Annotated in this window: 6 protein-coding genes; all 6 read right to left on the bottom strand. The window is 42.9% G+C overall.

The window, feature by feature from the left end:
* Nucleotides 1-201 (bottom strand): hypothetical protein (locus CXF78_RS21615; RefSeq protein WP_219622055.1); only part of this gene is annotated, 201 nt, incomplete at its 3' end.
* Nucleotides 198-1,079 (bottom strand): hypothetical protein, encoded by an 882-nt coding sequence (locus CXF78_RS07045; protein WP_102036372.1) that lies wholly within the window; start codon nucleotides 1,077-1,079, stop codon nucleotides 198-200. The genes CXF78_RS21615 and CXF78_RS07045, both read right to left, overlap by 4 nt.
* A gap of 2 nt (nucleotides 1,080-1,081) precedes the next feature.
* Nucleotides 1,082-1,873, bottom strand: a complete 792-nt coding sequence (locus CXF78_RS07040; protein ID WP_102036371.1) for a metallophosphoesterase family protein — start codon at nucleotides 1,871-1,873, stop codon at nucleotides 1,082-1,084.
* A gap of 851 nt (nucleotides 1,874-2,724) precedes the next feature.
* Entirely contained in the window at nucleotides 2,725-4,314 is a 1,590-nt protein-coding gene (locus CXF78_RS07035) for a M28 family metallopeptidase (protein WP_102036370.1), read from the bottom strand.
* A 272-nt stretch (nucleotides 4,315-4,586) separates the two neighbouring features.
* Entirely contained in the window at nucleotides 4,587-6,053 is a 1,467-nt protein-coding gene (gene tilS, locus CXF78_RS07030; protein ID WP_102036369.1) for a tRNA lysidine(34) synthetase TilS, read from the bottom strand.
* Between the two features lie 9 nt (nucleotides 6,054-6,062).
* Nucleotides 6,063-6,579 (bottom strand): OB-fold nucleic acid binding domain-containing protein (locus CXF78_RS07025; protein WP_257984860.1); only part of this gene is annotated, 517 nt, incomplete at its 5' end.

Raw genomic sequence — 6,579 nt, 5'->3', positions numbered from 1 at the left:
ATTCAAGCATTTATCACCCCTAACCACCTTTTTGGTTAAATTGGAAAACTCTCCAATCTCCCCAATGAGGCAGACGATTAAGTGCTCTAGCTCATGTAGATTGTCTTCATCGATGCTACGGTAAAATGAACGACCTTTAATCGATGTTTTCTTATCGAAATTTTCTTGCTTACGGCAAATTTCTTTTAAGGTAATACTCATTTATCAAATTCTCCTGCTATAGCTCTCAGATTCACTGCAACCGATGCTCCTAAAGTACTTACTCGTTCATGATGCGAATGTTGTTTACGAAGTTCTTCAAGCTGATCAATTTCTGTAATCGTTCTTCTCAACAGTGCTATAAGCCTGCCTTTGTTATCAGCCGCCCACTCTGCTTCTACATACTCGAGGATATGAGTTATTGACTTACTGCTTAATACTGTTTGAACCTCTGCCATCTGCACAATAAGTGGAGCTATGTCTCGACTATTTTTTTGCAACATCAGACATATACGCACTGGAGATATCTGCTCTAACTTTGGTTTTTCTAAAGCGTTAAAGTTCGGTGCATGATGAGCTCGACACGCTAATAGCACTAGCCTCACGGTATGAAATGATAATGAGGAACTGTCAATTGATTCAATATTTAGTCTTATTTCTTCGAGATTGATTCTTAGAAACTTACTTACTTCTAAAGCTCTAAAATATACGTTGCAATACAGAATTCCTTCATCAAGAATGCTTTGAAAAAGCATAAATGAAGGAATTGGTTTATCCTCTGAATTCATGATGGTGTTTTGATCGATTAACGAATAAAGCGCTCTATTGCTGGACGGCTTTTCTTTCAGCTCACTTATGATGTTATCGACTCCACCTACTTTGAACTGTCCATGATTGAAGTATAAGTTCTCAGGACACTTATCAGCGCTCCACTGAAGTGCTTTTTCATGAACATCTGACAAAATGTTTTTTACTAAACTTCTTGTAGGTAGTTCGTAAGCCAGCAGAAAGTTGATTTTAAAACAATCTTCTGGAATGCTGTCACTAGCATCACGGGCAATATCTTCTAGGCCGTTTACTTTCTTGTATTTTATTACCATATTTAATTAACCTCGCCAATCTTTCTAACTTTTACTGATCTCTTTGCTCGTTCAAAAGCAAAGCTATTCATAGTGATTTTGTCGTCAACTAACTTGTAGTGGTTAAACGCATTAAAAAAGCCAGTTTGGTTAAAATTGCCACTTCTTGCTGATATAACGGGAGTAGTATTTCTCCCTAGATGGTACAACTGTTCGGTGTGCTGATGCCCGTGAAGAGCTAATGAAAATGAGTGTCGTTCGATAAACTGTACTAAATCATATGCATTTCTTATTGCCGATATATCATCGTCAAACTGATTCAATATATGGTGATGAAAAACAATAACTTTTCTCATGCCCTCAAACTCTAAGAGATCTTCATCAAAACACTTATCATCAACTAGCCCGAATTTATGGTTCAAGTGGAATGAGCTATTTATAATAAAAAACAGTGTGTCTTGAATTACGATTTTCTTATAAGTATCGCGAGTAAAGTCAAGCTCTCTATCTCGTCTAGCTCCATAAGCAAAACGACTAAACGCATCAAAGCTCCCCTCTACAACATCATGATTACCTGGACAGAAACACAAGTCATGTCTTGATATTCCTGTATTTTTAATCAAGTTTTCTACAAACCTAGTAGCAAACTCATAGCCTTCAATTCTACCTTTTACAGTAATATCACCGCTAAGAATCAGGATGGGATTTTCTGCTTTCCCAACAACATATGTTGACAAAGCATCTGATAACTCGTTTTCGCTAAAAGGGGCTTGGCTATCACCAAAATGTAAATCTGATAAATGAATAATTTCCAAAACACTAACCTCATGATTTTTATCCAAATCATACTATATATCACTTATTGATATGAAACTTTGTATATTATGATTAAACTCAGATTTACATTGATTGGACACTAATTGCCCTTGTTTATTCTTCAAGGGGAGCCTCAAGGAGAAAGGTTTTTCAGCACTAGGCAATGTTTTGACTCAGATACGATAGGCCAAGTCCTTAACGTTATGCCTTCGAAGAGGCCTTGCGAAAACTCTCTTATGTTGATGACACCAGCAAACCATTGGGGGATTCAGGTCTTGCCTTTTACCATTCATTATTTTTTGTATGTCAAAACTAGCAAATTAGCTTAGTTCGCACATCGAGATGAAACACACTTTGGGGCATAAATGATTTGCATACCTTGCTTGCAATTGGTGTGATTCAACTCTGAACTTGAGGACGTTGAAGAAAATAGCGTGAGCCTGACAGGACGTCAGGCTAGCTTTCGCGGTACAGGATGTACCATCGGAAGCGTTAGCATTTTCGAATAAGTCCGAAGCCGTCTACAAATGCCGATCAAAGTTAAATCTGACCCCATGGCGACCTTTTCGCAGCTGTTGTTTTGTAAATAGCGAAAATGTTGCGGGGCGGCTGGGAGTTCCAAGAGGGAATAGCCGCTGATTTCCTCTTGGTCTGGTGTGGGCGAAGCGCCACGACCTTTGTGGCCGTAGGCCATATGTATCAGCCCATGTAGGGTGGAACCTTGCGATCTCAATTCAAACGAAGTTTGAAATAGTCTGGTGTGGGTGAAGCGCCACGACGTTAGTGGCCGTAGACCATATCTAATAAAAAAGGAGGCTTTCGCCTCCTCTCTTTATCCAACTAGCTAACACTACTTACCGTCTTGTGCTCTGCGCTTTTTAAAGTCTGAATCTTCTATCCATTTTGGCCAGTCGTTGTTGTTGGCTAGCTTTTCAATGATGTCGCTGATTAAGGCAAGGTCTTGCTCTACCCCGCCTAAATTCCAGCTGGCATCGTAATCGTCTGCGCCTTGATGGTACTTATGGGCAATGTAGTCTGGGTCGGTGTCGCCTAAGCTCATGAACATTAACCCGGGGACGCCTTGTTGGGCTAAAGCAAAATGGTCTGAACGAAACATTAAGCCATTTTGTGGACGGGGATCAGCCTTTACTGTACGGCCTTGTGCTTTGGCGGCATCGTCTAAATAGGTTTCAAGTTCTGATACGCCTTGGCCGTAACGCAGGATGTAATTAACACCTTTGCCTACATTCATGCCATCTATATTTAAAAACGATACCAGTTGTTTAGTCGGTACCGGAGGATTGGCAGCAAAGTATTGCGCGCCAATGAGTCCTGTTTCTTCTGCGGTAAATGCAGTAAACAGAATAGAGCGTTTAGGTGCTTTGTTTTGCGCTTTAAAATGACGAGCAAGTTGTAACACACCTGCCACGCCAGAGGCATTGTCGACAGCGCCGTTTAAAATAACCGTTTTACCGTCTTGTACGGTTTTACCTAAATGGTCCCAGTGAGCATGCATGACCAACCATTCGTCGGCTTGGCTGGTACCTGGTATCAGCCCTGCTACGTTATAGGATGTGGCTAATTCAATGGTATTTTTTACTGCTAAATTGGCTTTGAGTTTAAGTGGTATAGACTGAAAACCCGCTTTTGCTGCGGTGAGTTTGACTTTATCAAAGTCTAGCCCTGCTGCTTGAAACACTTTTTGCGCGGTTTGATGTTGGATCCAACCCATGACGCCAATGTGTGATTGGTTTTTGTGGTCATCAACTAAAGTGTATTTGGTATTGGTGTTGCTGTTTTCAACGACGTTCCAACCGTAGGCTGCGGGTGCAGTTTCGTGGACAATAAACACCGCTTTGGCGCCCTGCCTTGCTGCTTCTTCATACTTATAAGTCCAACGGCCATAATAGGTCATGGCATTGCCTTTAAAGATGGCTGGATCTTGAGTCGCAAAGCCTGGGTCATTGACCAGCATAATCACGGTTTTGCCTTTAACGTCAATGTTGGCGTAATCATTCCATTGATATTCCAGCGCATTAATACCATAGCCAACAAACACTACATCGCTGTTATCTACACTCACTTGAGGCTGAACTTGTTCAGTACGTGCGGTGAAGTCAGTGCCGTTGTTAAACACTAAATCGCCCATACTCAGCTGCATTGTTTGATCAGCAGTAATTTTAGCCATTGGCACAGCTTGACGATAACTGTCACCAAAACCTGGAGCTAGTCCCATTGCTTTGTAGGCGTTTTCTAAATACTCAACCGTCAGTTTTTCACCATGAGATAACGGCCCACGGCCTTCAAATTCATCACTTGCTAAGGTTTGCACATCTTGACGATAGGTTTTTTGATCAAATTGAAATGGGGTAGCGTTTACGCTTGGCAGAAGCAACACACCAAACACGGCTAATAAACGAAAGGTATTCACAGACAACATCCTCTGTTGAGTATTAAGAAAATTTATTGTAACAGATGCTAGGGACGAGAGCGGACTTCGTCCTGTTAGAACGCTTCGCGGCAATAAAGGCCGAATTCAGTAATATAGTCTGAAGCCATCAGCAGTACTACCGCTTTGTCGCATCTAGTCGCGAAGCGGCCTAGCACCTAGCGATTTATCCGTTGTTATCGCTTGTTATCGTCTTAGCAGACTGTTACTGCTTTTGCTTGTTTCTATCGCTTGTTATCGTCTTGACCTGCCTTAATCACTTTTCATCGTGCGTCAAAAAGCGGTATACAAATCCCTTGCTCACCGGTTTGGGCAAGGTAGCGTTTGTCGACCCATAAACCAACGGCGGCCACTAAAGTGTCACCATAAAAAACTAACGGAATTTGTGGTCTTCGCCATGGCGGGATATTGCATTCTTGCCACAATTTCTTTAATTCGCGCGCTTTTTGCCGTTGTGATGTAGCAAATTGTGGCTGGCATTTAATTGAACCTGCCGCGCCAAAACGTATGCTCAGGGCGATATTATTGGGTAAAGCAAGAAGCGGCGTATTGTCTGTGGCGATTTGCAGGCCCAGCTGGCATTGCTTGTGCCCAACTCGGCACACTACCTGTTGCAACTCGCCGTTAAGCAGTTGCTCAAATTGTTGTTGCACTGCACTTGCATCAATAGCGTCGAGCTCTTTATGGCTAACAACATAAGCGATACCAGCAAAGCGTTTAACCTGATAATCGCCCCACTGAATCGATATATTAGCGTCGTCTTTAGCCGCTAATAGTTGTGACAGGATCTGCTGTAATTGTGCTTGCGAAGGTAAACTAACGCCACAATGAATTAAATAACCGCGAAACAGTAATGCTTGCCAAGCAGCACTCAATTGACCAAACTCGGTGAGTTTAAACCCGGTTGATTCGGTCATTAATGCATTTGTATCACTTGGCACTATTAACCACTCGGGTAAGCGATGACTCACTTCGTCGTCAATAACCTGTTGCTGCTCGGCACATAATGCGGCGCTACGCCCTGCGGTGGTCGTAATACTTGGCCAACGCTGTTTTAATCTTGGAATGATATCGAGGCGTAAAAAATTTCTATCAAAGCTGTCGTCTTGGTTACTTTCATCTTCAATATGGGATAGTTGTTTTTGCGCCGCAAATTGCTCAATTTGATCGCGGCTGATATCCAATAACGGTCTAACTAGCCAAGCTTGCTTGTAAGCTTGTATCGCCCCCATTGCCGCCAACCCTTTTGGGCCTTGACCACGTTTTAACGCGAGTAATAAGGTTTCAAGTTGATCATCTTGATGATGGGCGGTCAGTAAAATGTCACCGGGATTAAGATAACGGTCAAATGCTTGGTAACGAGCATCGCGGGCTTGCGCCTCTAGACTCTGCCGAGGGCCCTTTTCAACCTTAACTCGCTCAATCTGCACTGGCAGCTGATAATGATTAGCCCGAGTGATACAGTGCTGTACCCAAATGTCAGCATTTGCACTTAGCCCATGATGAACATGAATAAGCAGGCAAGCAATATGCGGATGTTTGTGTGCCAAGGCACTTAATCCACACGCGAGCACCTCTGAGTCAACGCCGCCACTGTAAGCCAGTACTAACTTAGGCGATGACTCACCTTTAACCACACTCATTTGATAAAGGGGTAATATCGCTTGTTCGAGCAAACTTAGCAGTTGTGGTGCACTTATTTGCTCTGTTAACGAAGACTTTTCAATCATGATGCGCGCCTAATTAAACACGATTTTGACGTTAGTTGAACCAAGCATGCTTTCGAGGGCTAACATTAACTCATCACTAGGGTTAACTCGCCACTCTTCACCTAACACGATTTTGCCGCTGGCTTGTTGTTTGGTGTAGTTAATCACCACAGGCACGGCGCCCTTACGCCACGGTGTTAATGTTTGCTCAAAGGTTTGTAACCAGTCAGGCGTGACATCATCGCCATGAACATTGATTTCAACCGCTTTGGCAAAGTGACTGCGTGCTTCGCCAATTTCAATGATATTACGGGCGTTCATGCGATTGCCGCCAGAGAAATCATCAAAACTGACATCACCTTCACAAATAAGAATGCGGTCTTTTTCAAGCATATGACCAAACTTCTCAAACGGCTCGGTAAATAGCATCACCTCTAGGCGAGCACTTTTGTCATCTAATGTGACTAAGCCCATTTTTGAGCCACGCTTAGTGATCATCACACGCGTAGCCACCACTAGACCAGCCGCTTTAACTGTTTTACCGCGC

The organism is Shewanella sp. 11B5, from assembly GCF_002836795.1.
GTDB classification, from domain to species: Bacteria; Pseudomonadota; Gammaproteobacteria; order Enterobacterales; family Shewanellaceae; genus Shewanella; species Shewanella frigidimarina.
The sequence above is the reverse complement of the archived record's forward strand: the minus strand, read 5'-3'. Positions and strand labels throughout refer to the sequence as shown.

Coding starts and splice junctions, on each gene's coding strand:
- CXF78_RS07045 (WP_102036372.1), bottom strand. CDS start 1,079: ATGGTAATAAAATACAAGAAAGTAAACGGCCTAGAAGATATTGCCCGT.
- CXF78_RS07035 (WP_102036370.1), bottom strand. CDS start 4,314: ATGTTGTCTGTGAATACCTTTCGTTTATTAGCCGTGTTTGGTGTGTTG.
- tilS (WP_102036369.1), bottom strand. CDS start 6,053: ATGATTGAAAAGTCTTCGTTAACAGAGCAAATAAGTGCACCACAACTG.